Annotated in this window: 24 protein-coding genes; 10 read left to right on the top strand and 14 right to left on the bottom strand. The window is 63.3% G+C overall.

Going from position 1 to position 26,043, the window contains the following annotated elements; all coding sequences use genetic code 11:
* The first annotated feature begins 6 nt into the window (after positions 1-6).
* Together Q9R31_RS09475 and Q9R31_RS09470 are read left to right on the top strand one after the other, a co-directional pair.
* Positions 7-264, top strand: coding sequence for a hypothetical protein (locus Q9R31_RS09475; RefSeq protein WP_311262467.1), 258 nt, complete (start codon positions 7-9; stop codon positions 262-264).
* Complete coding sequence (locus Q9R31_RS09470; RefSeq protein ID WP_311262466.1) at positions 261-1,241, top strand: cyclase family protein; 981 nt, start codon at positions 261-263, stop codon at positions 1,239-1,241. The genes Q9R31_RS09475 and Q9R31_RS09470 overlap by 4 nt, the downstream gene beginning before the upstream one ends.
* 25 nt (positions 1,242-1,266) lie before the next feature.
* Here the strand turns inward: Q9R31_RS09470 and Q9R31_RS09465 are convergent, their stop codons facing one another.
* From Q9R31_RS09465 to Q9R31_RS09450, 4 genes are all read right to left on the bottom strand, one after another.
* Complete coding sequence (locus Q9R31_RS09465) at positions 1,267-1,839, bottom strand: MOSC domain-containing protein (RefSeq protein ID WP_311262465.1); 573 nt, start codon at positions 1,837-1,839, stop codon at positions 1,267-1,269.
* A 21-nt stretch (positions 1,840-1,860) separates the two neighbouring features.
* Positions 1,861-4,263: an excinuclease ABC subunit UvrA gene (locus Q9R31_RS09460; RefSeq protein ID WP_311262464.1), complete on the bottom strand. Its 2,403-nt coding sequence runs from the start codon at positions 4,261-4,263 to the stop codon at positions 1,861-1,863.
* Between the two features lie 93 nt (positions 4,264-4,356).
* On the bottom strand, positions 4,357-4,785 hold the full coding sequence (locus Q9R31_RS09455) for a VOC family protein (protein ID WP_311262463.1): 429 nt from the start codon (positions 4,783-4,785) through the stop codon (positions 4,357-4,359).
* A complete protein-coding gene (locus Q9R31_RS09450) occupies positions 4,782-5,231 on the bottom strand; it encodes a helix-turn-helix transcriptional regulator (RefSeq protein ID WP_311262462.1) in 450 nt (149 codons plus the stop codon). Before Q9R31_RS09450 ends, Q9R31_RS09455 begins: the two co-directional genes overlap by 4 nt.
* 256 nt (positions 5,232-5,487) lie before the next feature.
* Here Q9R31_RS09450 and Q9R31_RS09445 point away from each other — a divergent pair, with 256 nt between their 5' ends.
* Entirely contained in the window at positions 5,488-5,892 is a 405-nt protein-coding gene (locus tag Q9R31_RS09445; RefSeq protein ID WP_311262461.1) for a hypothetical protein, read from the top strand.
* A gap of 50 nt (positions 5,893-5,942) precedes the next feature.
* On the opposite strand, the gene Q9R31_RS09440 is transcribed toward Q9R31_RS09445, so the two are convergent.
* From Q9R31_RS09440 to Q9R31_RS09420, 5 genes are all read right to left on the bottom strand, one after another.
* Positions 5,943-6,572: a PAS and ANTAR domain-containing protein gene (locus tag Q9R31_RS09440; RefSeq protein WP_311262460.1), complete on the bottom strand. Its 630-nt coding sequence runs from the start codon at positions 6,570-6,572 to the stop codon at positions 5,943-5,945.
* Between the two features lie 186 nt (positions 6,573-6,758).
* Positions 6,759-8,108, bottom strand: a complete 1,350-nt coding sequence (locus Q9R31_RS09435; RefSeq protein ID WP_311262459.1) for an MFS transporter — start codon at positions 8,106-8,108, stop codon at positions 6,759-6,761.
* Positions 8,109-8,267: 159 nt separating this feature from the next.
* Positions 8,268-9,065, bottom strand: coding sequence for an IclR family transcriptional regulator (locus Q9R31_RS09430; RefSeq protein WP_311262458.1), 798 nt, complete (start codon positions 9,063-9,065; stop codon positions 8,268-8,270).
* A 95-nt stretch (positions 9,066-9,160) separates the two neighbouring features.
* Positions 9,161-9,898, bottom strand: coding sequence for a fumarylacetoacetate hydrolase family protein (locus Q9R31_RS09425; protein ID WP_311262457.1), 738 nt, complete (start codon positions 9,896-9,898; stop codon positions 9,161-9,163).
* 20 nt (positions 9,899-9,918) lie between these two features.
* On the bottom strand, positions 9,919-10,971 hold the full coding sequence (locus tag Q9R31_RS09420) for a D-2-hydroxyacid dehydrogenase (RefSeq protein WP_311262456.1): 1,053 nt from the start codon (positions 10,969-10,971) through the stop codon (positions 9,919-9,921).
* 135 nt (positions 10,972-11,106) lie between these two features.
* Between Q9R31_RS09420 and Q9R31_RS09415 the strand changes: the two genes are divergently transcribed.
* Positions 11,107-11,871, top strand: a complete 765-nt coding sequence (locus tag Q9R31_RS09415; protein ID WP_311262455.1) for a helix-turn-helix domain-containing protein — start codon at positions 11,107-11,109, stop codon at positions 11,869-11,871.
* 321 nt (positions 11,872-12,192) lie between these two features.
* On the opposite strand, the gene Q9R31_RS09410 is transcribed toward Q9R31_RS09415, so the two are convergent.
* Positions 12,193-13,419 (bottom strand): ROK family protein, encoded by a 1,227-nt coding sequence (locus tag Q9R31_RS09410; RefSeq protein WP_311262454.1) that lies wholly within the window; start codon positions 13,417-13,419, stop codon positions 12,193-12,195.
* A 141-nt stretch (positions 13,420-13,560) separates the two neighbouring features.
* Here Q9R31_RS09410 and Q9R31_RS09405 point away from each other — a divergent pair, with 141 nt between their 5' ends.
* The 5 genes from Q9R31_RS09405 (at position 13,561) to Q9R31_RS09385 (ending at position 19,069) form a co-directional block, all read left to right on the top strand.
* The gene (locus Q9R31_RS09405) at positions 13,561-14,973 is read left to right on the top strand and encodes an extracellular solute-binding protein (RefSeq protein ID WP_311262453.1); all 1,413 of its coding nucleotides are present in this window, start codon (positions 13,561-13,563) and stop codon (positions 14,971-14,973) included.
* Positions 14,974-14,992: 19 nt separating this feature from the next.
* Positions 14,993-15,913: a sugar ABC transporter permease gene (locus Q9R31_RS09400; RefSeq protein ID WP_311262452.1), complete on the top strand. Its 921-nt coding sequence runs from the start codon at positions 14,993-14,995 to the stop codon at positions 15,911-15,913.
* The gene (locus Q9R31_RS09395; RefSeq protein WP_311262451.1) at positions 15,910-16,779 is read left to right on the top strand and encodes a carbohydrate ABC transporter permease; all 870 of its coding nucleotides are present in this window, start codon (positions 15,910-15,912) and stop codon (positions 16,777-16,779) included. The genes Q9R31_RS09400 and Q9R31_RS09395 overlap by 4 nt, the downstream gene beginning before the upstream one ends.
* Positions 16,779-17,858, top strand: a complete 1,080-nt coding sequence (locus tag Q9R31_RS09390) for an ABC transporter ATP-binding protein (RefSeq protein WP_311262450.1) — start codon at positions 16,779-16,781, stop codon at positions 17,856-17,858. The genes Q9R31_RS09395 and Q9R31_RS09390 overlap by 1 nt, the downstream gene beginning before the upstream one ends.
* 194 nt (positions 17,859-18,052) lie before the next feature.
* Entirely contained in the window at positions 18,053-19,069 is a 1,017-nt protein-coding gene (locus tag Q9R31_RS09385; protein WP_311262449.1) for a CehA/McbA family metallohydrolase, read from the top strand.
* Positions 19,070-19,157: 88 nt separating this feature from the next.
* On the opposite strand, the gene Q9R31_RS09380 is transcribed toward Q9R31_RS09385, so the two are convergent.
* The 3 genes from Q9R31_RS09380 to Q9R31_RS09370 are packed head-to-tail and all read right to left on the bottom strand — an operon-like array spanning position 19,158 to position 23,847.
* Complete coding sequence (locus Q9R31_RS09380) at positions 19,158-21,881, bottom strand: hypothetical protein (protein WP_311262448.1); 2,724 nt, start codon at positions 21,879-21,881, stop codon at positions 19,158-19,160.
* Entirely contained in the window at positions 21,878-23,011 is a 1,134-nt protein-coding gene (locus tag Q9R31_RS09375; RefSeq protein WP_311262447.1) for a Gfo/Idh/MocA family oxidoreductase, read from the bottom strand. The genes Q9R31_RS09380 and Q9R31_RS09375 overlap by 4 nt, the downstream gene beginning before the upstream one ends.
* Entirely contained in the window at positions 23,011-23,847 is an 837-nt protein-coding gene (locus Q9R31_RS09370; protein WP_311262446.1) for a TIM barrel protein, read from the bottom strand. Before Q9R31_RS09370 ends, Q9R31_RS09375 begins: the two co-directional genes overlap by 1 nt.
* Before the next feature lie 360 nt (positions 23,848-24,207).
* Between Q9R31_RS09370 and Q9R31_RS09365 the strand changes: the two genes are divergently transcribed.
* A complete protein-coding gene (locus Q9R31_RS09365; RefSeq protein WP_311262445.1) occupies positions 24,208-24,942 on the top strand; it encodes an MgtC/SapB family protein in 735 nt (244 codons plus the stop codon).
* 109 nt (positions 24,943-25,051) lie between these two features.
* Here the strand turns inward: Q9R31_RS09365 and Q9R31_RS09360 are convergent, their stop codons facing one another.
* A complete protein-coding gene (locus tag Q9R31_RS09360) occupies positions 25,052-25,876 on the bottom strand; it encodes an alpha/beta hydrolase (RefSeq protein ID WP_311262444.1) in 825 nt (274 codons plus the stop codon).
* Positions 25,877-26,043: the final 167 nt, after the last annotated feature.

Here is a 26,043-nt window from a genome sequence, read left to right as displayed (position 1 = left end):
ACCACCATGGATACATCCCGCAGATTCATTGGAACCGTCTTCGTGCTTACCCTCGGAGCGCTTCTCCTCGGTGGCGTCCTGTTTGTCGCCGGACAAGCCGTCGGACTGGTGGGTGGGCACAACGAATGGCTCGAGTTCTTCAATGCCTACGTCAAGCCCGCCATCTGCGTTGCCGCCTCCGTGTGCGCCGTGGCCGGGTTCCTGCTCAGCTATCAGCGCCCGCAAAAGCAGGCACAGCAGCAACAGGAAGCAACTACCCGATGACTGACGCCGGAACGTTTCCCTGCTTCGCCGATCTCCTCGAAAGGGAGGGCGTACTGTCGGGTACCTCCTGGGGACTGTTTCCGGAACCGGAGCGGGGAACGCCATCCTTCATCACCCCGGACACTGTCCTCGAAGCCAAGGACAGCATCCGTACCGGGACTGTCTTCGGTTTGGACTACCCGGCTGACGCGTTCGACCCCGGCATGTCGCTCAAACGCAGCGCGCCCCGGCATACGATCTACTCCTCGCACCCGGCACACCGGGACGACTTCCTTGACGGGTATTACCTGCAGGGATCTTCCCAGATTGACGGTCTGAGGCACCGCCGGGCCGACGATGCCGGTTTCTACAACGGCACAGCGGATGACCGGATCGCTGAGGGCACCCCGGACCTTGGCATCCAGGGATGGGCCGAACACCCGATCACCGGCAGGGGCGTGCTGGTGGACCTGGAGGGATACCGGGCCGAAGCGGGGGAGCCCATTGACCATGCGGGCGGCGAACCCCTGACCCTTGGCCTGGTCCGGGCGGCCATGGCGGCCCAGTCACTGCGTACCCGCCCCGGTGACGTCCTCATGCTCCACACCGGATGGTGCGAGTGGTTTCTTGCCCTGTCCCCGGAGGAGAAGCAACGCGTCCGCGACAGCCGCAAGGCATCAGGCGTGGCCCAGTCCCAGGAGTTCGTCGCATGGGCGTGGGACAGCCGGTTGGCGGTTGTAGCCGCCGACAACTTTGCCTTTGAATGCCTGCCCGCCCTCCCCACAAGTCCCTACCGGCAATCGGCCGCGAACGACGACGGCATGATGCACCAGCAGCTCCTGGCCAAACTCGGCCTGCCACTCGGGGAACTCTGGAAACTCGGACCGCTTGCCCGGCATATGCGGGCCACCGGCAGATGGGATGCCTTCATCACCATCAAGCCGCTGAACATCACCGGGGGTACGGGCTCGCCAGCGAACGCCACCGCCATCACGTGACCTGATGAGGGGCCGTCGTACCTTGCTAGGGCAGCCGCGACGGCCGCAGCAGGCTTGCCTCCCCGGCCCGTGCCCGCTCCAGCGGCACCGGGCTGACCAGTACGGCCGGGCCCCGGCGCAGGACTCCGTTGGAAAGGGCCCGGCAGCGGATGCCGCCGCGGCCCCGCATGGCCGGGTGCGCGCCCGGGGCCAGCACCTCGTTCATCCACGCACACGGCTGGGCGTGCCGGCCGCCATGCAGCGAAACCGGGGATCCTGCCGACTCCAGCGTGAAGTCGTGCCCCAGCAGTGGCGCCAGCTGCGCGCCGCGGAGCACCACGTTCCGCCGGGTCAGCAGGGGATCGAACGGCCCGGCGTCCAGCTCCGCGGCGATGGCCTCAAGTGACTCGACGGCGAACAGGGTCACCGCGGCGTCCATGTGGGCGGCCTTGCCGAAGAACCGGTCGCCCACGATGCCCTTGCCGGCCACCACCTCCGCCCGGTCGGCATCAATGGTGGGAACGGCCGCGGCCCCGTCCCGGGCACGTCCGAAATAGGCGTGCGCGGGGGACACCAGCAGGTGCAGGATCTCGACGTCGTACTGGAAGTTTTCGGCCATACAGCCAGCGTACGCGCGGGCTCAGGCCCCCACGTACGCCGCCAGGTGCTTCGCGGTGAGCGTCGCCCGCCCGGCCACCAGCTCAGCCGGGGTGCCCTCGAAAACAATACTGCCGCCGTCGTGCCCTGCTCCCGGACCGATGTCGATGATCCAGTCCGCGTGCGCCATCACCGCCTGGTGGTGCTCGATCACGATGACCGATTTCCCGGAATCCACCAGCCGGTCCAGCAGGCCCAGCAGCTGTTGGACGTCGGCCAGGTGCAGGCCCACGGTTGGCTCATCCAGGATGTAGACGTCCCCGGACTCCGCCATCTGCGTGGCCAGCTTGAGCCGCTGGCGCTCGCCGCCGGACAGGGTGGTCAGCGGCTGGCCGAGCGTGATGTAGCCCAGGCCGACGTCCGCCAGGCGTTCAAGGACTTTGTGCGCGGCAGGGGTTTTGGCCTCGCCGCCGGCAAAATAGGCCAACGCCGCGTCCACGGACATGGCCAGCACGTCGGCGATGTTCTGCCCGCCCAGCGTGTACTCCAAAACGGCGGGCTGGAAGCGGCGCCCCTCGCAGTCCTCGCAGGTGGACTCGACGGTGGCCATGACGCCGAGTTCGGTGAAGATCACGCCCGCGCCGTTGCAGGTGGGGCAGGCGCCCTCGGAGTTGGAGCTGAAGAGCGCCGGCTTCACGCCGTTGGCCTTGGCGAAGGCCTTGCGGACGGGCTCCAGCAGGCCGGTATAGGTGGCCGGGTTGCTGCGCCGGGACCCCTTGATGGCACCCTGGTCAATCACCACCACACCCTCGCGCATGGCGAGTGAGCCGTGGATCAGCGAACTCTTGCCGGACCCGGCCACCCCTGTCACCACGCACAGCATGCCGAGGGGGACGTCCACGTCCACGTTTCGCAGGTTATTGGTCGAGGCGCCACGGACCTCCAGGGCACCCGTCCGCTGCCGGAAAGACTCCTTCAGCCGGGCCCGGTCGTCCAGGTGCCGTCCGGTGATGGTGCCGCTGGAACGCAGCCCGTCGACGTCGCCCTCGTAGACAATCTCGCCGCCGCCGGTGCCGGCCTTGGGGCCGAGGTCGACGACGTGATCGGCGATGGCGATCATCTCCGGCTTGTGCTCCACCACCAGGACGGTGTTGCCTTTGTCCCGCAGTTGCAGCAGGAGGGTGTTCATCCGTTCGATGTCGTGCGGATGGAGCCCGATGCTGGGTTCGTCGAAGACATAGGTGACGTCGGTCAGGGAGGAGCCCAGGTGGCGGATCATCTTGGTGCGCTGCGCCTCGCCGCCGGAGAGGGTGCCGGCCGGGCGGTCCAGTGAGAGGTAGCCCAGGCCGATTTCGGTGAAGGAATCGAGGAGGTCCCGCAGCCCGACGAGCAGGGGACGGACGGCGGGCTCGTCCAGGTCGCGGATCCATTGCGCCAGGTCGCTGATCTGCATGGTGCAGAGGTCGGCGATGTTCTTGCCGTTGATGCGAGCGTTCAACACCTCGGGTGTGAGCCGCGTTCCGCCGCAGTCGGGGCAGGTGGCGAACGTGACGGCGCGTTCCACGAACCGCTTCACGTGTGGCTGCATGGCCTCCACGTCCTTGGAGAGCATGGACTTCTGGATTTTGGGGATGATGCCCTCGAACGTGAGGTTGACGCCCTCCACCTTGATCTTGGTGGGCTCGGCGTACAGCATGGTGTCCAGCTGCTTCTTCGTGAACGTGGCGATGGGCTTGTCCATGGGCAGGCCCATGCCTTCGAACAGCCGGCCGTACCAGCCGTCCATGGAGTAGCCGGGGACGGTGAGCGCGCCTTCGGCGAGGGACTTCGACTCGTCGTAGAGGGCGGTCCGGTCAATGTCGCTGATGTTGCCCATGCCCTCGCAGCGCGGGCACATGCCGCCGAGGTAGGTGACCTGGCGGACCACGTTCTTTTCCACCCGGCCGCCCTTTTCGGTGCTCATGATGCCGCTGGCCTTGCGGGTGGGCACGTTGAAGGAGAAGGCCGTGGGCGGACCCACATAGGGCTTGCCGAGGCGGCTGAACAGGATCCGCAGCATGGCGTTGGCGTCGGTTGCGGTGCCGACGGTGGAGCGCGGGTTGGCGCCCATCCGTTCCTGGTCCACGATGATCGCGGTGGTCAGGCCTTCCAGCCGGTCCACGTCGGGGCGGGCCAGGTTGGGCATGAAGCCCTGCACGAACGCACTGTAGGTCTCGTTGATCATCCGCTGCGACTCGGCGGCAATGGTGGCGAACACCAGGGAGCTCTTGCCCGAGCCGGACACGCCCGTGAACGCGGTGAGCCGCCGCTTGGGCAGCTCAAGGCTGATGTCCTTGAGGTTGTTCTCGCGTGCTCCCTGGACACGGATGAGGTCGTGGGTGTCGGCGGTATGGGTTCCGGTCTGACCGGCTTCCACGCCCGCGTCCGTGGTGATGTCCGTGCTCAAGGTGTCCCCCTCTTCCTGGAGCGGCGCTGAGGGAGGCTGCGCTGGCAGCCTCCCGGTCGGCGTCGTCCGTTATATACGTGACTGGTTATATGCCTACGGGTTGATCGGCTGCTGGTTGATCCTGACCGTGTTTCCGGCGGGGTCGCGGAAGGCACAGTCGCGGATTCCGTACGGCTGGTCGATGGGTTCCTGGACGACGTCGGCGCCGCTCGCCTCCACCTTGGCGAACGCGGCGTCCACGTCTGGAGAGGAGAGGACGATGGTGGCGTAGGTGCCTTTGGCCATCATCTCGGCGATGGTGCGGCGTTCGTCGTCGGTGATTCCGGGATCCACCGCCGGCGGGTGCAGGACGATGGAGACGTCCTTTTGGCCTGCGGGGCCAACGGTGATCCAGCGCATGGTGCCACGGCCCACGTCGTTGCGGATTTCGAAGCCCAGGGCGTCGCGGTAGAACGCCAGGGAGGCGTCCGGATCGGTAGCGGGAAGGAAGGTTGAGGAAATGTTGATGTCCATGGCAGTCATGCTAGTAACGGTTCGGGGAGGGGCGCTTCTCGATTCCTGACCGGTCTGGTGACCTGCTTGGCCACGCAGGCGGGAATTCCCGACGTCGCGCTTTGGGCCTCCTGTTTGAACACGCTGGGCGGCATGCCCACCAGCTCGCTGAAGCGGGTGCTGAAGGTCCCCAGCGAGGAACAACCGACGGCGAAGCACACGTCCGTGACGCTGAGGTCACCGATGCGGAGCAGCGCCATGGCCCGTTCGATGCGGCGGGTCATGAGGTAGCTGTAGGGGGATTCGCCGTAGGCCAGCTTGAAGCGGCGGCTGAAATGGCCGGCGGACATATGGACGTCCCTGGCGAGTGATTCGACATCGAGCGGCTGCGCATACTCCCGGTCCATCCGGTCCTTGACGCGCCTCAGCTGGGTGAGTTCGCGGAGATAGGGATCGGAAGCGGGGCTGGTGGTCACAGCTCTGATCGTGCTACGCGGCAGGGGTCTTGTCCACCCTTCGGGCGGTGGGGAATTGTGCGTCAAACGCGCTGTCCGATGCGGGGTATGATTGTGCCGCCGCCAGCGTATGAGGTCCTCGCCCGAACAGGGCTCGAGGCAACGCAGAGCTGGGTGGTGCAGGTTCTTCCAGGACGGCATCCGGCGAAACCAAATCCAGAATCACTATCTTCAGTCCTGCCCGGATACTGCGCAGGCACCACCTTGGAAGGACGCCATGGAACTGCTGTGGGAAATTGCCGGCTGGGCAGGCGCGGTGGCGATATTGAGTGCGTATCTGGCCGTCTCCATGGGTTGGCTGAAAGCCGGCAAGGGTTTCCAGACGGCGAATCTGTTCGGCTCTGTCGCCTTCATCATCAACGGCACCCTGCATGGGGCATGGCCCTCTGTGGTCACCAACGTGGCCTGGTTCCTGATCTCGGCTGTTGCGCTGGTCCGCATGCGTTCCGAAAGCCCCGCTGCTGCTGCGGAGCCGGCGGAGGTCCAGTATCCCGGGATTCCTGACACCACCGGTCAGATGGCTGTTGTGGAGGCGCTGACCGGTTCCATTCCCGTTGTGGCTTCCAGGCCTGCTGTAAGCACCGGGCCTGTTGGTGCAGACGGGCCGCGCCTGGCGATGTAGGGTTCGACGGGCGGTCCACGCCTGGGTGCGCGGGCCTGGGTGCGCGACGGCTACAGCAAGGGCTGGTCCTTCGTGTCGCCGTCTTGAGCGGTTGCCCGCTCCACGATTTCCTGGGCAATGGCGTGGACTTTGCGGTTCGTATCCTGGCTCAGTTGGCTGATGAGTTCAAAGGCCTGCTCAGCGTTGACTCCCGTGCGCCCCATCAGGATGCCCTTTGCCTGTTCGATGACGGCCCGGTTGACGGCTGAGGCGGCGACGGCCTCGGTGGCGAGTTGGTGGCGGTCAGTATGGATTGACTGCGTCAGGTCCACCACCACGCCCCAGACGCCAACAGCAGTGTCCCCCTCAAGGATGAAGTCCGCAGAGTACAGCAGTTTGTGCTGTCGGTCCTTGCGGTCCCGGATGGACACGTAGATGGACGACGGCCCGCCGGCTGATGAGACGCGCTCCCAATAGGCCTGGACCCTGGGCCGGTCTGCTGGCTCGATGTGGGCCATGGCCATGTCCATGGAGGGGACAACCTCGCCGCGCTCATACCCGTACATACGGTACAAGCTGTCCGACCAGCGGAAGATGCCGTCCGCGAAGTAGTATTCCACGAGCCCCGTGGGACACTCGAGAAAATCGTCGTGCGGGATATTGGCTGACACAAATCCGGGAAGTTCGCTGCTGGAAATCATTGGAGGGCCGTTCGACGGGCTGTGTCCTGGCCACCTCCTGGACCGGGATTCAAAGGAACAGAATATCGCAGGGACGTGCATCTTGTGGGGCCGCGTTAGGTGCTCCGGCTTAGTGGTGCCCGGCCCAATGGATCCCGCACGCATGAGTGCGGGATCCATTGGGGCGTGAGCGCGGTGGAGTGTTGTTTACCTTGCGTCCTCTACGACCACCAGGTCGCGGCCATTCGTTTCCGGGGTGAAGAACGTGGTGACGAACGAGATTGCTGCCAGGACCAGCGAGTAGAGCGCCGGGACCAGCCAGGAGTGGTTGGTCACCGCCAGCAGTGCCACGCCGATCATCGGGGCGAAGCCTCCGGCAAGGACGGCGGACAGTTCACGGCTGAGTGCCACGCCGGTGAAGCGGTGCTGGGAGCCGAAGAGCTCTGGCAGCAGGGCGCACTGCGGGCCAAGCATGGCCTGCACGCCCAGGGCGATGCCCATCACCATCACGATCCACACCAGGGTGACATTGCCCAGCGTGACCAGGTAAAAGGCCGGCAGGGCGATGACGGCCTGGAAAAGTGCGCCGTAGCGGTAGACGGGAACCCTGCCGAAACGGTCGGACAAGGCGCCGAAGGCAACAACCATCACCGCCGCGAAGCCCGCGGCGATCAGCAGGCCCGTGGGGCCGATGAACTTGTCGCCAGCGAAGACACCTGCCGGCATGCTGATGAAGGACACCAGGAGTGCCGAGTAGATGGACGAGTTTCCGTTTTCCCCCATCCGCAGGCCAATGCCTATCAGCACGTTTTTCTTGGAGTGCTTCCAGATCTGGGTAACGGGGTTTTTGGCTACGGCCTTGTGCTTCTCGAGTTCCTGGAAGACCGGGGTCTCTTTGAGCCGGAGCCTGATGAAGACGGCAATCGCGATCAGGATGACGCTTGCCAGGAACGGTATGCGCCACAGCCAGGCGTGCAGGAGTTGCTTGTCGGCCAGCGCCATCAGGGCAAAGGTCCCCGCACCCAGGAGGGTGCCCAGCTGGATGCCGACGAACGGCAGGGAGGCGAAGAACCCACGACGACGGCGCGGGGCCACCTCTGAGATGAGGGTGGTGGCGCCTGCCTGCTCGGCACCGGCGCCAAGGCCCTGCAGGATGCGCAGGGTCACCAGGAGCACCGCACCCAGCATTCCCGCCTGTTCAAAGGTGGGCAGGAGGCCAATGGCGCAGCTGGACAGGCCCATCAGGCCGATGGTCAGGATCAGCACCATCTTCCGGCCGAAGCGGTCGCCAATGTAGCCGAACACTACGCCGCCGAAGGGCCGGGCGGCGAAGCCGACGCCGTAGGTGGCGAAGGAGGCAATGACTGCTCCGCTCTCACCCAGCGGCGCGAAGAAGAGCGGGCCGAAGATCAGGGCTGAGGCAAGGCCGTAGATGTAGAAGTCGTAGTACTCCAGGGCGGAGCCCACGGAGCTGGCAAGAGTTGCCCTTCGCAGCTGGTCCGGATCGACGACGGCGCCGTCCGCGGTGGCCTGCGGTGTTTTAGTACGAGTTGTCACGAGAACTCCCTCTAATGCACTCCAGGCCCCCGTTGGCCTGGTGGGATAGCGGCAACACCCATCGTGTCGGTCACTATGCTGAACACAATACAGCATCCTGAACAACTGGCAACAGTTTCTGGCTGTTTCTACCCGGGAAGGCACGGGGCCCCTTCACGCCTACCCCATCGGGTTGCCCAGCGAGTGGGCCAGTTCCTGCAGTTCCTTGACCATCTGGGAGCCCTGTTCCGGCGTGTAGGTGGCTTTGAGGGCCGTTACGGACAGGCCCAGGCTGGGACCGTGCGCCCCACGCGTGGGGACGGCAACGGCCAGGCAGACCACGCCGGTGGTGGATTCTTCATCCTCGAAGGCAAAGCCCTGCTCGCGGATTTCCCGCAGCTGGACCTTCAGCTCCGCGCCCGTCCGCAGGGATTTTGGTGTGAGGACGGGCAATTCTGCGTCATCGGGGAACATCTCCTCAATGTCGTGCACGTTCAGCCGGGCGATCAGCGCCTTCCCCACTGCGCAGAGGGAGACGGGCATCTTGTCTCCGATGTTGGAGGTGAGCCGGACTGCGGGGTGGCCCTCGTACCGGGCAAGGTAAATGACGTTGGTTCCGTCCAGCATGGCGATCCGGACGGTCTCGCGGGAAAGGACGGAGGCCTGTTCGCAGTAACGGTAGAACTCCTGGACCTCATCCATGCGGCCCAGGTAGGCGGCACCCAGTTCCACCAGCTTGCGGCCAAGGGTGAACTCCGCGCCCTGCCTGCTGATCAGGCGCGACTCCTCCAGGGCCAGCAGGAGGTTGGAGGTGGATGACTTGGGGATTCCCACTTCACGCGAGAGGTCGCTCAGCGTCAGCCGCCCGGTTGCCGAGGCGGCCAGGGCATCCAGGACGGCGGCGGCCCGTGTGACCGCGGGTGCGGGAGAAGCGGCTCCCGATTTCTCAGATGAAGCGGGAGTGCGGGAATCGGCCATGATTCTCCTTAGGTTGCCGGGGCGGGCTTCGCTCTTGTTCAGCCAACTGAACGTTATCCATCTTAAGGTGCCGCGGCGCCCCTAATACTCGCTGCTCAGGCCACCGCGTTGCTCAGCGTTCCGATTCCCTCCACTACAACGTCCACCCGGTCACCGGGCTTCACGGGTACGGCGGTGCCGGGAGCACCAGTCATCACCAGGTCTCCCGGTTCAAGGGTCAGCCAGGATGTGACGTACACGAGGCATTCGGCCACGCTGGATGGCAGGTTGAACGTGCCGGAGTTGGCCATGGATGTTCCGTTCACATAGACGTCGATGCCCGTACGCTCCGGGTCGGGGAGTTCGGTCTCGATCCAAGGGCCCAGTGGCGTGTAGTTGACGCCGGCCTTACCTTGGAAGTTCCTTTCGTCCACGGCGTTTTGGTCGACGTTGGTGACGTCGTTGACGCAGGTGTAGCCCAGGACGTGGTCCAGGGCCTCTTCTGCCGTCAGGTTTGCGGCTGTCTTGCCAATCACCACGGCGAGTTCACCTTCGGCATTGACATTGCCGCGGTTGCGGGCGGCCGTTACCGTGTCCCCGGGGTTGGCGATGGTGTGAACGGATTTGTGCCAGGCCTGGATTGGCAGCGGATGGTCATTCAGGGTCAGGTTGTGGCCAATGCCGAGCACCACCTTGGGTGCGGCGGGAGCGAGGAATACCGCGTCCCTATGGGTGGTGGTGCCGCCCGTGTAGCGGAGTGTTGTCTCAAACGGGTCCATGACGTGGTCCCAAGTTCCGTCGCGTTCAACTGCGTACTGGGGACCTGCGGGTGTGTTGAGTCTGGCGATGCGCATGGATTCTCCCTGCCCCCGGCCTAGTAGAAATGCACCGTGTCTACGAGGTGGGGGAGATCCCCGCCGTCGAGGAAGGTGCGCAGGTTGCTGCAGAAGCGCTCGGTGATGAGCCGGTTCTCGGCCACGCTGAGGGCCGAGGTGTGGGGCGAGACCATGACCCGGGGATGGTTCCACAACGGGCTGTCCTGCGGCAGGGGCTCCACGGCGAAGACGTCCAGGGACGCGTAGCCCACCTGCCCGTTGTCCAGTGCCTCCAGCAGGGCGTCCTCGTCCACGACAGTGCCGCGGCCAACGTTGACGAACGTTGTGCCGGGTTTCATGGCGGCGAACAGTTCGCGGTTGAACAGCTTCTCCGTGTACTCGGTGCCGGGCAGGGTGTTGACGACGGCGTCTGCCGTGGCCAGGAGGGCAGGGAGGCCCGCGTTGTCCACAACCTGGTCAATTCCATCAATGGGTTCCACGGACCGTTTGGTGCCGCTGACGTTCATGCCGAGCGCGCGGGCGATCCGGGCCGTTTCCAGGCCGATTTCCCCCAGGCCGCTGACTACCAGGTTGGACCCGTTGACGAGTCGCGTGGGGACCCGAAGGGTGGGCCAGACCTTTGCCGCCTGGTCCTGGGCAAGGTCAGAAGTCCGCTTGAAGCCGTTCAGGATCCCCAGCGCAGCGAACTCCGCAAGGGGCAGGGCGTGTACTCCGGCGGAGGTGGTGATCTTGAATTTCTGCAGGACGGCCTGGCTAAGGCCGGACGCCTTCACCGCTCCGCCCGCTCCCGCCGCCATGGCATGGACCCATTGCAGTCCGGGGTTTTCGCGGGCGATTCGGGCAAGCCCGGCAGGGCTTTCGTTGGGGAATCCGTAGAGCACCTCGGCGCTTTTGAGCATTGCCCAGTAGCGTTCCTCCTGCTCATCGGTGCGCTTGAAAGCGGGATCGCCGGCATGGTCGGCCCGATAGCGTTCCGGCGGCAGGAGGTCAGGCTGGTAAAGGACCGTGACTGATGGATCAACGGCACGGATCTTGTCCACAAGTTCGGCTTCGAGCGGGACGGCGATGGCTACGGTCTTACGGGAAGTCATCTGTTCATCATAGTGGATCATGTGCCATATGCTGAACGACTATTTTATGAGAAGCGTGAGTCTCATGTTGGGCGAAACGTCGGGAAGAGAAAATTAAAGTTTGACCCAGCGCCTCTTGGGCGCGAAGTTGAAGTTATGGCTAATTCGTCGACCGGGGAGTCTGTAATCGCGAGGATTGCCCGAATCCTGGAAGCTTTTGATGATGAGCACCCGTCATTATCCCTAACTTCGTTGGCAGGGCGGGCAGGTCTTCCGTTATCGACTGCACAGCGCCTGGTGGCGGACTTGCTTACGAACCGTTTTCTTGAAAAGGACGCAAAGGGTTGCCTCCGCATCGGGCTGTTGATCCTCAACGCCGGCGGCTCGAATGCACCCGCCGATATGTTCCTCCGTTTGCGAAACGCCGCTGTGCCTCTCATGGAGTCAGTACACGCGGTGCTGAAGCAGCAAATTACACTTGCCGTTTTGGATAAAGATGAGGTGCTCTACCTTGAACGGGTGTCACCAGGGTCCACGGCTGTAAACGTCACGCAGAAGTTCGCCCGCCTTCCCGTCTTGAAAACTCCCTCCGGTCTTGTCTTGCTTGCCCACCATCCAGTCAGCTTCCAGGACAAGGTTCTCGCGTCGGCCTCTGACCCTGAGGGACTGCGGGCTACTTTGGCTGGAGCCCGCAGGGAGGGCTACGTGACCCGGCCGAGCATTATGACGAAGGCGAGCATCGCGGTATCGGTTCCCGTCGTGGGTGACGGCGCTGGGCTTCCCGCGGCCCTTACCGCCGTGATCCCTCGTGCTGATGCACAGATTAATCTAACGGTGGCTGTGCTTCGAGCAGCCTCGTTTGCAATCTCGAAGGCTCTCGCAGCCGACCAACCGTACGGCCTGGAATCCCGCCGTCTCTGACTGATCTCCCGTTGAACGGGAAAGGTCGTTCTCGCCGTCCCGACATCTGGGCAAGATATTCCTGCAGCGATTGCCGCCGTACCGGATCAACCCCCCAAGGACCCGGCACGGAGTCGGCGGGCCCCCAGAGTTAGGCAGACAGCTAGGGGCCCGCTGACTCGCACGCAACGGTATGCAGTGTTACACCCGGAGTCGGCCCCTGTCAGGCGCGGTTACCCGAGCCGTCCGTTGACCGCATCCGGGGACAACACTTGATTCACTAAGAGCGGGGACATTCCACGGATGCCATCGTGTTTCCGGCTTACTCGGCCCAGGATGTGGTCATTCCAGCAGTAAACCTCCGGAGCGGGGTGCCAGGACGTGGTCAAGGACGATGCAGGCGGCTCCCACTGCGGTGATGTCCTCGCCGAGAACGGATCCCAGGAGTTCGACTTGGTGGATCATGCCGATGGCCAGGCGATTGGCAAGTGCGGTGTGGAGGACCTCAAGGTAGCGGGTTCCGACGGGGGGCCAGGACGGTCCCCCGAAAACGATGCCATCGACGTCGAGCAGGTTTGCGATGTCCTCTACGGCGCGGGCAAGGCGGGCTGCTGCTTCCTCGAGGAGGGCAGATGCACTTTCGTCTCCGGCATCCGCCAAAGCTGCCAACTTGTGGAAGTGGTCGGTGACTTGGCGCAGATCTGAATTGTCGACAGGGCCGGGCAGGATTCCCTGGCTGACGCCGTCATTGACCAGCTCGACCGGCATGATCGATATGCCCAAGCAGCCCTTGCGTCCGCAGCCGCACAGCCGGCCTCCCTCGCCCGTGGAAAAATGCCCTATTTCGCCCACATTGTTCGAGGATCCCCTCACTACTTCGCCATTCATGACCACTGCTGCGCCGACGCCGCTGCCGAGGTAGACAAAGGCAAAATTCTGGTCTGATCTCTTGTCCCGCACCCACAGCTCCGCGTGTGCTGCCGCGGCTGAATCCTTGTCGAGGAAGACGGGAAGTCCCGTGGCTTTCCCGAGCGATTCCCGCAATTCCACGCGTTCCCACCCGGTAAGCATTGGCGGCCCAACCACGGCGCCCTGATCGAATTCGATGGGTCCCGGTGCGGCGATGCCTACTCCCAGGACGCGTGATCGCTCTATATCCGTTTCGCTGATCAGATCTTCGATGGCGTCCGCAATTCGCGCCACTGTTTCATTCGGTCCGGCAACAGCCACTACGGCGAGGTGTTTGCGGTGCACAACCGTACCTGCCAGGTCCAGCAGTACAAAGGTGAGCATGGACGGATCCAAGTGCGCCCCCACAGCATATTTGCTCTTGGGATCGATGATAAGCGTCGTTCGAGGTTTGCCTTGGGGAACGTGAACTTTTCCGCTCTCCAGGATCAGTCCCAGGTCCAGCAGTCGGCGTGCGATGTTGGACACCGTCTGCGTGGATAACCCCGTCGCGCCGATGAGTTCCACCCTGCTCATTCCGGATTCGGACCGGCGGACGAGGTCCAGTACAACGGCCTGGTTGAAGGCGCTGACGCGCTCCAAATTCGATCCGCGCGGCATCCAAACTCCCTAACTCAATTTATTTGACTAAGCCCGATCCTAGACTATAGTGGCCTGTATCACAGGCTGTCTGTTAGTTCGGACACTCCAATCATTAGCTTCGCAGAGGCGGAGCTCTGTCTCCCAAAGGGATCCCCTGATATGACTAGGACGAGATTTTTTGCGGCTGCAGCAGGTCTGCTCGCGGGCACTGTTGCCCTGAGCGCCTGCGGCAGCTCATCTGCGCCATCCCAGGCAACCAACCAGAATGCGGACGCCAAAGAGGTGACGCTGACCATCACTGCCAACGCTGTCTCGGGCGGGAAGAACGCCGTCGGTGCTGACTGGATCACCAACTACGTGATCCCAAAGTTTGAGGAGGCGCAAAAGGCGAAAGGCGTCACCGCCAAGGTGAATTTCCAGCCCAACGGGGTGGATGACCAGGCCTATAAGACCAAAATCTCCCTTGACCTCTCCACGGGCCAAGGAGCGGACGTCGCGTCCATTGACGGCATTTGGCTCGGGGAGTTCGCGGACGCCGGATACATCAGTCCGCTTGAGGACGTGGTCGGCAAGGACAAGGTCCAGGCCTGGGACGGCTGGAAGCAGATCAAGCCCGCCGTTCAGCAGCTCACCACTTATGAGGGCAAGCTGTACGGTGTTCCGGACGGGACGGATGGCCGCGTCATCTACTTCAACAAGACCCTGTTCTCCCAGGCTGGCCTGCCGGCTGACTGGCAGCCCAAGAGTTGGGACGACATCCTGGATGCCGCGCGCAAGCTCAAGAAGCTTCCGGACGTGACTCCGCTGCAGATTAATGCGGGCAAGGCGATGGGTGAGGCAGCAACGATGCAGGGGTTCCTGCCGTTGCTCCAGGGTACCGGCCAGCCGATCAACAAGGACGGCAAGTGGCAGGGCAACAGCCAGGGCGTCCAGGACGTGCTGAACTTCTACTCGACGGTTTATGGAACGGAGAAGCTGGGCGACCCCTTGCTCCAGCAGGATGCCAAGGGCCGTGACAAGTCCTTCCAGGAATTCTCGCAGAACAAGTTGGGCATCCTGATCGAAAGTGACTACCTTTGGCGCTCGGTGATCAACCCTGCAAAAGGTGTTTCCCCGATGGCGAACCGGGACAGCGCAGTGGGATGGGCGAAAATCCCCGCGCAGAAAGCCGGCAAGGGCCCTAACGGCTCGGATTTCGTCAGCATGTCCGGCGGTTCCGGCGAAGTGATCAACCCCAAAACGAAGTACCCGCAGCAGGCGTGGGAACTGCTCCAGTTCATGTCCTCGGCCGACGCGATCAAGGCCCGCATCGGGTCAACTCCCCAGATCTCAGCCCGGGACGACGTCAATGGAGCGATCCTCAAAGCTGACCCGTTGCTGAACTTCATCTCTTCCGAGGTCCTGCCGGTTACGGCGTACCGTCCCGGACTTGCGGACTACACGCAGGTTTCGGCTGCACTGCAGGACGCCAGCGGGATGGTGGCCTCGGGCAAGTCCGCCGCGGACGCAGGCAGCGCGTACCAGAAGGCGTTGGAGGGAATCGTCGGTGGTAACGACAAAACCTTCAAGTAACCCAAAAGTGGAGGCACCGGTGGCCGCTCCAGCAGCGGCCGCCGGGCCCTCCCGGGCAGTCGCAGACGACGGTGACGTAGCCGGCCTGGGCAAGGCGAGGGCCATGGCCTTCCTGGCACCGGCCCTGCTCCTGATCTCGCTGTTCCTCGTCTTCCCTGCACTGTGGACGCTTTACCTGGGCCTGACGAACTACCGCCTCAGTGGTTCAGCTGCCAAGAACCCGCAGTTCGTCGGCGTGGACAACTACATCAATGCGCTGACCGACGACAGGTTCTTCAATTCCCTGGGGCTCACGCTTATTTTCGTGTTCGGGTCCGCCGTCATAGGGCAGTCCGCACTGGGGTTCGCCATTGCCTGGACCATGACCAGGGTCAGGAAATCGGTGCGGGCCGTCGTCGAATTCTTCGTGCTGCTGGCCTGGATTATTCCCAGTTCCGTCACCACCTTCCTTTGGTACGCACTGCTGGACCGAAGCGATGGAACGCTGAACGCGATGCTCTCCACGGGCAATACTGCCTGGCTCCTTGATTACCCCCTGCAGAGCATCATTGTTTTCAACACCTGGGTGGGCACAGCCTTCTCGATGCTCCTGTTCAGTTCCGCCCTCGCCTCCGTGCCGCCGTCTCAGCTGGAGAGCGCCCGCATGGTGGGCGCCGGGGCATGGGCACAGTTCCGCGACGTGGTGTTCCCGCACATTCGTGGACATGTACTGACCAATACGCTGCTCATCACGCTCTGGACTTTCAACACCTTCACTCCCTACCTGCTAACGGCGGGCGGACCCGACGACCGCTCCAACATCCTGCCGATCTTCATTTACCGGTTGGCCTTGAACGACGGCGCACTCGGGCAGGGCTCGGCGATCTCACTGATCATGATCATCATCAACCTGGTCATCGCCACCGTTTACCTGCGTCTGCTGAAGGAGAGAAAATCATGACCGCCGTGACTGGCTCCAAGGGAACCGCCCAAGGTGAGAGCCGCCAGATGCTCGGGCACTTCCTTGGGCTGATGGGCAAGAGCGTCTTCACCGCTTTGGTCCTGGCGTTCTTCGTCATACCCGTGCTGTGGCTTGTCTTCGCACCGTTTGACGCTCACCCCGGTTTGAACGTGAAGCTGCCGGAGTTTACCTTCAACAATTTCAAGATCCTGTTCGAAAATCCGACCGCCATCGCTTCCCTTGGCAATTCCCTGATCCTGGCCCTCGGTTCGATGGTGGTGGTGCTGGTCCTCGGGTCGCTGGCGTCGTACTCGCTGTCACGGGTGAAGATACCCGGCCGTGACCTGCTGCTCTACACGCTGCTGCTGCTCTCGTCCATCATTACGGGCACAGCGGCGATGGTGCCCACGTTCCTGTTGATGGTGAAATTGGGGCTCATTGACTCCCAGTTCGGCGTCATCCTTGTCCTCAGCGGCGGGATCCTCCCAACAGTGATCTTCATCCTCAAGGACTTCATGGACTCGACCCCCAAGTCTTACGAGGAATCGGCCCGCCTTTACGGCGCCAAGCCTTTGCGGATCCTCTGGGACGTCGTCATTCCGCTGGCCCGGCCCGGGCTCGCCACCATAGCCGTGTGGGCTGTTGTGCAGGTTTGGGGCAACTTCCTGGTCCCGTACATCCTGCTGCGGTCACCATCCAAGTCGCCCGCGTCCGTGGTCATGTACACCTTCTACACCGAAGGCGGCCAACCAAATCTCGCCCTGATTTCCGCCTTCTCACTGCTCTTCTCAATCCCCGTCGTCGCAATGTACTTCTTCGTCAACCGGCGTTACGGGTTCCGCTTCCATGGAGGTATCAAAAGCTAATGGCCAGCATCACTACCCGCTCCCTGATCAAGGAGTATCCCGGCGGTGTCCGCGGCGTGGACGAAATGGACGTCACGATCCACGACGGCGAGTTCTTCGCCCTGCTGGGTCCCTCCGGCTGCGGCAAGACCACTTTGCTTCGCACTATCGCAGGTCTGGAAAAATCCACGTCCGGCAGCATCAAAATCGGTGATCGGGAAGTCACCAACATGGAACCGGGACAGCGCCGCGTAGCCATGGTGTTTCAGGACTACGCGCTGTTTCCGCACATGTCCATTGCCGACAACATCGCCTACCCGCTGAAGATCCAGAAGGTCGCCAAGACCGAACGCCACTCCAGGGCCGAAGAAGTAGGTGACAAACTGTCCCTCCAAGGCTTGCTGGAGCGCCGGCCCGGGCAGCTTTCGGGCGGGCAGCAGCAACGCGTCGCCCTGGCCAGGGCAGTGACCAGCCGGCCCGACGTCTTCCTGTTTGACGAACCCCTGTCCAACCTGGACGCCCGCCTCCGCCTTGAGGCCCGTACATTCCTGAAAAAGCTCCAGCTGGACCTCGGCGTCACCACTGTCTTCGTCACGCACGACCAGGCAGAAGCCCTCGCCCTCGCCGACAGGATCGCGATCATGCGCTCCGGCAAGATGCAGCAGCTCGGAACCCCCCGGGAAGTGTTCCAGCGCCCGGCCAACACATTCGTCGCTTCGTTCGTTGGTTCCACCTCCATGAACCTGCTCAAGGGCACCGTTAACCACGACACGGTGATGATCGGCCGTCAGCGCGTGCCCCTGCCCACAGATGCCGTTGGCAGGGTGGCCGATGGCCAGGAAGTCACATGGGGAGCCCGGCCGGAATATCTGGGCATATCCCTGGATGCAGCCCCCGGCAGCCTCGAAGGAGCGGTCACCGTATCTGAGAACCTGGGCGCTTCCGCCCTGATAACGGTGGAACTGGCGGAGAGCGGGGAACCGGTCCAGGTTGTGGTCAGCGAGGACCATGAGCCCGGAATCGGAACACGCGTATGGGTCACGTTTGAGCCCCGGCGGACTCTGTTGTTCGACGCTGAAGGTCTGCGGATCGGAGACTGACGGTGCGAATCAGCCGGACACTGACCCCGGAAGACCGGGTAGCGAGCCTCTACTTCGACGTTCCTTTCGAGATAGGGCGCTGCGAATCCTTGGAAGTGCTCCTGGGCTACGACAGGTCCCGGGCGGTCATTGATCTGGGCTGTATGGGTCCTGACGGATGGCGGGGTTGGTCGGGCGGAGCCAAAAAGCGCTTTGTGATCAGCAGGACTGCGGCGTCCACGGGATATTGCCCGGGTGAACTTGAAGCCGGCGTGTGGAGCGTGGTGCTGGGCCTTCACCAGATTCCGGCTGAGGGTGTCACGGTCGAGCTGACCATCAATACTCCGGCAACAGGGGGCGTGGAAGGCGAGCCTTCCGCCCCCGCACCGGTCAGCACTGTCCCGGCCAGCCGCCGTCGTAATCTGCCTGCTGCGGCCGGGATGCGGTGGCTTGCCGGGGATTGCCATGCACACAGCCTCCACTCCGACGGCAGCCTTTCCCTCCGGCAATTGGCGGGAGAGGCTGCACGGAACGGGCTGGACTTCCTGGCCGTAACGGACCACAACACGGTCAGCCATCATCCGCACCTGCAGGGCGTGGGCCGGGAATATGGCATCGCGCTGCTGCCCGGACAGGAAGTCACCACCGTCCGCGGGCATGCAAACGCCTACGGCCGCATCAATTGGGTGGATTTCCGGCGCCACCCGGATGCTTGGCTTGAGCAGGTTGAAGGAGAAGGCGGATTTCTGTCCATCAACCACCCGGTAGCAACCGATTGCTCGTGGCAGTGGCAACTGTCCCGGAAGCCTTCCCACGCCGAGATCATGCATGAAACCTGGCTGCCGAACCGGCGCGATACCAGCATCTGGGCTTGGTTGAGTGCTTGGGGCGTGCCCGTCATTCCGCTCGGAGGCGGGGATTTCCACCGCTTGGAGGACGGGCATCCCACCGGCTTGCCCACCACGTGGGTGCAGTCCGCGGACCCTGGCGAAGAGGCACTCCTGGCTGCGCTCAAGTCCGGGCCGACGGCCCTCAGCATGGGGATCGACGCACCGCTGCTGCTGCGCGTCGACGGCGAACTGGTCGCCATCGATGCTGAAGGGACCATCCTGGTGGACTTCGAAGGCCGCCGGCAACTCATCCGCGACCCCTATGCAGCCATCGATGCCCAAGGGGCCGGACCATACCGGCTCGAAACGTCGGATCGCCGGATCCTCGCCCTCACCACGTAGGCATCCGGCGTGTGGGGCGCAGGACGTCCCCACTCCTGGATGCAGATACGCCCCGCTTCTGGTGAAGCGGGGCGTATCTGCATTGTGATCACTTGCGGGGAGTGAGGCGCAGTGTTCGTATTTCCCATGGCGCAAGCTCGAACTTGTACTCACCGTCAGCCTGTTCCGATGCCAGGGTCCTGCCCGTCAGGTCAACAGTGGACACTTCGCTGAAGGAGCCGGTGATGACGCCGCCGGTGGTCTGTTCGGCCAGCAGCACAACACGGATTTCGACGTCGTTGCCTACCTGGCGCATGCTGCTCATCCGGATGCCCTCACCCCTGAGCCGCAGTCCTTCCGAGGGTTCCGGAACCGACGGGGCTTGGATGCCCCGGCCGCGTACGGCCAGGCCGGGAGCGTTGAAGTGGTCCGCGAGCCGGACCGCGTCCGTGTCGCGGTAACCCTGGGCGGAGGCCATGACCGCGTATTCCACGTCCACCAGGGTTCCTGCTTCTTCGGCGCCCGGGATGGGGATCTCTGAGGCAGCCGGTTCATCACGCAGCGGGTGCACGTTGACGCTGATCGATCCCACGGCGCGCAGCAGCGTGAGCGCCAGTTCCTTTCCATCCACCACCTCATACTCGGTGGCGTCGTGCAGGAGCACGGTGGCGGGCCCTGCGGACACGAAGGTGTAGGCGGGGAACGTCGGAAGCGGGAATTCGCCGCCGCCCCCCTCAGCGGTGAGTGAGCGGTTGGTGATGGAGAACTGTCCTTCCGACGCGGAAGACTCGACGGCGCGCGGGAGCGGGATGTGCAGCCGCAGGCGGTGGTCTGCCGCTTCGTTTGTGAACTGGATGCGAAGACGGATAAACGGTTCACCGCGGCGCAGCTCCACGAACATGTGCACGGGAACGTCCACGTGGACGCCGTCCCGGCTCCCCGTGCTGCGGTCGAGGGAACGCGGCCACGAATAGTCCCTGGTCACCTTGACTACTGCGCGGACCGGTCCGCGCTCAACAACCTCCACTTCCACGCGGGAAGGTTCCGTGATGATGTTGTCCATGGCTGGAGGGCCGTAGTTGTAGCTGTCACCGCAGTCCCCGCCGTCAACCAGCCTGCCGATGCCGTGGAGGATGGTGCCGTCCACCCCGGTCAGAGTGATTTCTCCATCCGGGCCGATGCCCGCCGAGATGAGTCCGTTGTCCAAGATGCCGTCATCGCACGTGATGTGATCCGCTTCAGGAGCTTCTGCTTGGAAAACCTTGAAAGGGGTGACACCCATGGCCGCGACCGGGACATCGACCAGTACCCGGCGCCTGGGTTGGGCGACGATGCGAACCTTCCAGTCGCCCGGGTGTGCCTCGACGGCAGCTGCCAGTTCGGCCTTGAACGCGACGATGTCGAACACCGGGGATGAGGGCACCTCCGCCACATCGAACTCGAGTGCGTACGGTGCCACCCGGTACTGCTCAATGAGCTGGCCGAACAATTCGCGTCCGTGGATGCGGTTCATCATGCGCTCGACCAGGAGGGAGGCGTCCATGGTTTCATCACCAAGCATGGTGGGTGCGTGGCCTGTTTCCTGCACCGGCAGCAAGGTGCCACCACCGGTCATGGCGGCCACGGGCATTCCCTCTGCCGGGGCAGGAACGTCTAGTTCGACCACGACGCTGCGGTCCGAGGGCAACGTGTTGAGCGCGACGAACGCATCGCTGGGAATGCTTCCGGCAACCGAAAGGGCCACTTCGTCGCGGGCGGCGCGGGCAATCTGGGCTGCTTCATGCAGCCGGGCCTCTACCTGGTCAACGGTTTCATCGGTGCCGGAGCCCACCACGGAGTCGTGCGCGGTGGATTCGATAATGCGACGCCAGGACATGCTGATGAATGGTTCAAAGTCGACTCCCATGTGGGCTGCTGCCAGCCGTTCGGCGTCCAGGACCATGCGCTCGGCAGCGGCCATGGCGATCTTAAGGTTGCGGCGGATCGAGAAGACGCCTGGAAGGATGTTGCCCCGGGCGTGGGAGCGAAGTTCCCCGCGCACCGCCTCGAGGCGTTCGTCCGCCGGGTCGAAGGCCGACACATACTCTTCCAGCGTGCCGACCCGTATGGGGAAAGCGGGCGAATCGTAGGTGTCCACGTGGCGCATCAGTGCCGTGTCGGGTGGCATATGGTCGGTGCCAACCATTCCGAGGATGGCGTCTCCACGGTACCGATCTGCGGTTTGTTGCCTGTATTCCCTCAATGCGTGCGGGATATGTTCGGGGATGGCGAGGAGGTCCAGGGCGCTGCCGTATCCGTCGAAGAGGTATTCCACCCGGACGGATGATCCGTCCGGTGCTTCCCACCTGAACGAATGCCCGGAAACTTTGGCGGGCACCCCGCGCCAGAGACAGGCGTGTCCGATGCCGGCCAGGCTCAGGATTTGCGGCATTTGGGCGACGTGGCCGAACATGTCGGGAAGGTAGCCGACGTTCATGTACCCGCCCAGCCGTTGGGCGCCCGCCATGCCCATTTGAAGGTTGCGGATGATCGTCTCGCCCGAGCACAGGAATTCGTCGAGCAGGATCTGCCACGGACCCAGCGCCAGTTGGCCGCTGGCCACTACTGCGCGGACCCGCTCTTCGTTTTCCGGCCGGATCTCCAGGTAGTCCTCGATTGCTGCCGTCTGGCCGTCAAGGGTGAACCGGAACCTCGGGTCTTCCTCAGCCATGTCCAGGACGGTGTCGAACATCTGGACAAGCTTGAAGCGAAACACCTGGAAGGGTTCGTACCACTCCCTGTCCCAGTGTGTGTGGGGCACCAGGACGATCCCGGTCTCCTCCCCCCGGGTCATGCTGAGGCCGCCTCTCCGCCAATGGAGACCTGCAGGGAATCGGCCAGGGCTACGGCGATCATCTGGGCAACCTGGACATCCGCCTCGCCTTCGGCGATCCCGGTGGGAGGTTTCTCCTGACCGTCCACCATGCGGTGGAACGCGACGAGTTCCTGCTCGAATGCTTCGGTCACGTCCTGGAACAGGCAGTCGGATACCCCGGTGCCGGTCTTTTCCGTGAGCTGCAGCTTAGTGGGAGCGTTGAGGAGATAGGGGACGGTGAATTCCAGTTTTCCGCTGCCCGTGGTGTGGTGGACGGTCACGGTTTCGCGGTACACGGGGTAGTCGGCCAGGAAATGCCAGTTGAAGTGCACGCGGACCCCGTCGGCGGCTGTTGCAGCTATTTCGATGGACCCCGGGTCATCCTGTTCTGCCCAGTAATGGACTGCATCAACGGCCTGCAACGGGCCAACGAGCGCCCGGACCAAAGCGATGTCGTGAATCAGGCTGCCGAGGATGACGCTGGAGTAGAGCCGCCGCAGCAGGCCGGGGCTGTCTTTGCCCAAGGCTGCATCCAGCTTTTGTTCATCGGCTTCCACCAGCCCTAGCAGCACGTCTGCGGGAACGTCCCGGGCGCCCGGATGGAGGTTCGCGAAGGCCAGTTGCGCGGACCCGGCGGGGTGGAGCACCTCCACGTTGACGAACCGCGTGTCTTTCAGGGCGGGCAACCGCTCTTTCAGGGTTAGAACGGCGGGGTCGTACTCCTTCATGTAGCCGAGCAGGAGCATCGGCCTGCCCTGGCCCTGCTCCGCTTTGCGCAGGAGTTCGATCTCCCCGAGGGAGAACGCCAGCGGCTTCTCGCAGAGCACCGCGACCCCTGCTTCAATGCACTGCAGCGCCGGCTGGCCGTGGGATCCGGAGGTCAACAACACGACGGCGTCCAGGTCCTCACCGTCCAGCATGTCGGTCAGGTTTTGGTATCGGTGCTCAGCGGGGATACCGTACTGGGCGCCTACCCGGCCAAGCAGAGCGGGGGAGAGGTCTGCCACGGCTCCAAGGTCGAACAGATCCCATCGCCTTGTAATCAGGGGCAGGTGCACGGACTGGGCAACGGCGCCCAGTCCCACAACTCCGATTCGAAGCAAAGTCATTAGGGGATCCACTTTCTGAGTACGTTCCGGTTGATGGCATGGTGTTTGTCTGCAAGATCGGGATCGTCGTCAGGCTGGGGTATGGAGTCCTGTTCCACCACTAGCCATCCGTCGTAGCCTGTCCGCACGAGGCCGTCCATGAACCCCTCCACATCCAGGTCGCCGTCGCCCAAGGGCACGAATGCCTTCCCGGCCCAGACGTCTCGCATGTCGCCTTTGTCCCTGACCACGGAGCGAAGGACGTCTGCCCGGGCGTCCTTGATATGGACGTGGTTGACCCGTTTACTCCACAGTCCGAGGCTCTCCACCGGATCCCCGCCGCCAAGAATTAGGTGGCCGGTGTCCAGCGTGAGGCCGACGTCCGTAAGATCAAGGAATCTTTCGATCTCCTCCGGCGTCTCCACGTGGGTGCAGGCGTGGTGGTGGAACGTTGGTTCAAAGCCGCGGTCCCTGGCAAGGCGAGCCGCGGTGGCGACGTTCCGGGCCAACGTGGCCCAACCGTCGGCGTCGAGGGCCACGTCCGCGCCTCCTCCCGGGTTTGCCCGCCGGCGGTCGGAACCGCTGTCCGCCAGCGTCGGCAGCGGCGGGTGTTTCTGCGTCCCATCAGAGACTTCTGCAAAGACGTCGAGGGTTGCCGAAAGGGAGGGGATGGCTGCAGCGAAGGCGTCGTCGTCAGTGAACGGAAGATCGATCCAGCCGCCGGCAAGGGATAGGCCGTGCTGCTTCAACCGGCCGCGGAGTTCGCCTTCCCGTCCCAGAAACCCGACCGGTCCCAAATCGATCCCCGTATACCGGTGCTTACTCAAAACCGCACACACCTCGTCCGGCCCGGGCAAACGGCCTCCTGCTGTTGCGCCTAAGTCAAAGACGCCAAAACTCACGGGTGCACCCGCAACTCCGATCAAGGGAAACTCCTCGCAACGCAAAAGGGAAAGTCGTGCGGTCCCGGTGAGCCGGCAGCTTGGGCGGCCAGGAGGGACCAAGCCTGGACAAAAGTAATCTAGCCCACACCGGGCACTAAATCAATTTAGTTGAGTAAGATGTGGAGAGTGCCCTCACACTGGGGGGCCTAGGGTGCAGGCGCGACAGGCTAAGCCCCGCCAGGGCGCAAATGACTATCTTTTTCTCCCCCCGCACGCCTGCCCGACGCATCGCATCCGGGGCTCAGCCCCGCCGAGCAACAGAACGGATACGGATTGAAACCCGAGTACCACTACCTCCTGAACGTCGCGGTGGCGCTCGTGCTTTCGATGGTGATTGGCCTTGAGCGCGAGTTTCATCAGAAGTCTGCAGGACTACGTACCCACACGCTGGTGGGGCTGGGCGCTGCTCTCTTCATGGTTGTCTCCAAATATGGTTTCGCCGATCTTGCCGCGGAGCCAGGGTTCTCCTTGGACGGCTCAAGAGTGGCAGCCCAGGTGGCATCCGGAGTAGGTTTCCTGGGGGCAGGCCTAATATTCGTTCGTCGCGACACCGTACGTGGATTGACCACGGCGGCAAGCATCTGGCTCGTGGCCGCGGTTGGCATAGCGGCTGGCGCCGGGATGTTCGTGGTTGCTCCGGGTGTCGTGTTTGCTTACCTGCTCGTAGCCGCTGGAATTGCGCCGTTGTCCCGGCATATGCCGCACTCCAAAGCGACTCGTCGTGCATTGAGGATCCGTTACGTTGACGGAAAAGGAGTGCTGCGCCACATCATCATGACGGTCGCGGAACACGGGCTGAAAGTCAGCGACCTGGACATGCACGCGGATCTGTTTGGCCCCTCAAACAACACGGGAATCAATGACGGCGGATCGCTGCCGAGGCATCAGGACATTCTGCTCAAGCTGACAGGGTCTGCACGCGCCGTCGAAAACTCGGTCGTATCCCTGAACGCAGTGGAGGGAGTTGAAAGGATCAGCCTTACCAGCATCGACGACCCCGGGAGATGACAGCAGGTTCGCGAGATATCCCTTCATGTTCTCGTCGTGATGGGCCGATCAAGGAAATGGCGGGTGGGGGTTGCTTGGCCAGGGCAATCCCCTTCTTCTGGCGTTCCCGTCACGAACGGGTGCCGAGGTAGTGCAGAATCGCCCGGGCCGTTTCCTCCGGAGCGCTGAGGTGGGGGCAGTGCCCGGTGGCCTGAAGCCTCACCAGGGTGCTGTGCTCCAGATTCCTGTGCAGGTAGGCGCCCACTTCCGGCGGTGCAAGCCGATCGTCGGAGCACTGCAGAATCAGGCAGTTGGTGTGCAACTTTTTCAGTTGTGGACGGGTGTCGGAGAAAAAGGTAACCCCGGCGAAGTGCCGTGCGATGGCCGGATTTGTTCTGCAGAAGCTGACCCGCAGGTCCTCCGCTAATTCCGGGTCCTGCGGGTTGCCCATTATCATCGGCGCCAATGCCGCGGCCCAGGCGAAATAGTTGCTGTCCAGGGATGCCAACAGACCCTCAATGTCTTCCCGCGAAAACCCGCCCACGTAGCCGTCGTACGGGTCATCCGTATGACGGGGTGAAGGAGCAAGCAGGACAAGGTGGGAGAAACGGTTGGGGTCCTGCACTGCGGCGATCACGGCGATCATCGTGCTGACGCTGTGGCCCACCAGGATGACGTCCTCAAGTTCAAGGGCGGCGCAAATCTCCAGCAGGTCCGCCGCGTACCCGTCCAGGGACCCGTACTTCTCCCAGTCATAGGCGCTGATGTCGGAGTGTCCTGCGCCAACATGATCAAAAAGCACCAGCCGGTAATCATCAACGAAATAGGGCAGCAGCTTCCGCCACATCGCCTGGTCGCAGCCAAAACCGTGGGCAAACATCATGACAGGCCCATCATCCCGGCCGAATACGGTGACATTGTTCCGGCCGATTACTGCAGCAGCTGCTTCGATCACTTTCTCACTGCCCTCGCATTGGGTGTGTCCTGCCCAAGACTATCCACTGGAAATGGAGCATCCCAGGGATCCTCCCACTATGACCTTCCCGGTGGCGTCGATCCAGCCCAGTACTGCCGAAGATTCCGTCAACCTGATTGGGCTCGGACAAGCTGGCGGTGGTGACT

It is taken from the genome of Pseudarthrobacter sp. BRE9, from assembly GCF_031844305.1.
Lineage (GTDB): Bacteria > Actinomycetota > Actinomycetes > Actinomycetales > Micrococcaceae > Arthrobacter.
This window is presented reverse-complemented; position numbering and strand designations above follow the sequence as displayed.

What these genes read in the sequence shown, in the direction of transcription:
- Q9R31_RS09475 (WP_311262467.1), top strand. Translation starts at nt 7, where the DNA reads ATGGATACATCCCGCAGATTCATTGGAACCGTCTTCGTGCTTACCCTC.
- Q9R31_RS09470 (WP_311262466.1), top strand. Translation starts at nt 261, where the DNA reads ATGACTGACGCCGGAACGTTTCCCTGCTTCGCCGATCTCCTCGAAAGG.
- Q9R31_RS09465 (WP_311262465.1), bottom strand. Translation starts at nt 1,839, where the DNA reads ATGGCCGAAAACTTCCAGTACGACGTCGAGATCCTGCACCTGCTGGTG.
- Q9R31_RS09455 (WP_311262463.1), bottom strand. Translation starts at nt 4,785, where the DNA reads ATGACTGCCATGGACATCAACATTTCCTCAACCTTCCTTCCCGCTACC.
- Q9R31_RS09445 (WP_311262461.1), top strand. Translation starts at nt 5,488, where the DNA reads ATGGAACTGCTGTGGGAAATTGCCGGCTGGGCAGGCGCGGTGGCGATA.
- Q9R31_RS09440 (WP_311262460.1), bottom strand. Translation starts at nt 6,572, where the DNA reads ATGATTTCCAGCAGCGAACTTCCCGGATTTGTGTCAGCCAATATCCCG.
- Q9R31_RS09430 (WP_311262458.1), bottom strand. Translation starts at nt 9,065, where the DNA reads ATGGCCGATTCCCGCACTCCCGCTTCATCTGAGAAATCGGGAGCCGCT.
- Q9R31_RS09425 (WP_311262457.1), bottom strand. Translation starts at nt 9,898, where the DNA reads ATGCGCATCGCCAGACTCAACACACCCGCAGGTCCCCAGTACGCAGTT.
- Q9R31_RS09420 (WP_311262456.1), bottom strand. Translation starts at nt 10,971, where the DNA reads ATGACTTCCCGTAAGACCGTAGCCATCGCCGTCCCGCTCGAAGCCGAA.
- Q9R31_RS09415 (WP_311262455.1), top strand. Translation starts at nt 11,107, where the DNA reads ATGGCTAATTCGTCGACCGGGGAGTCTGTAATCGCGAGGATTGCCCGA.
- Q9R31_RS09410 (WP_311262454.1), bottom strand. Translation starts at nt 13,419, where the DNA reads ATGCCGCGCGGATCGAATTTGGAGCGCGTCAGCGCCTTCAACCAGGCC.
- Q9R31_RS09405 (WP_311262453.1), top strand. Translation starts at nt 13,561, where the DNA reads ATGACTAGGACGAGATTTTTTGCGGCTGCAGCAGGTCTGCTCGCGGGC.
- Q9R31_RS09395 (WP_311262451.1), top strand. Translation starts at nt 15,910, where the DNA reads ATGACCGCCGTGACTGGCTCCAAGGGAACCGCCCAAGGTGAGAGCCGC.
- Q9R31_RS09390 (WP_311262450.1), top strand. Translation starts at nt 16,779, where the DNA reads ATGGCCAGCATCACTACCCGCTCCCTGATCAAGGAGTATCCCGGCGGT.
- Q9R31_RS09380 (WP_311262448.1), bottom strand. Translation starts at nt 21,881, where the DNA reads ATGACCCGGGGGGAGGAGACCGGGATCGTCCTGGTGCCCCACACACAC.
- Q9R31_RS09375 (WP_311262447.1), bottom strand. Translation starts at nt 23,011, where the DNA reads ATGACTTTGCTTCGAATCGGAGTTGTGGGACTGGGCGCCGTTGCCCAG.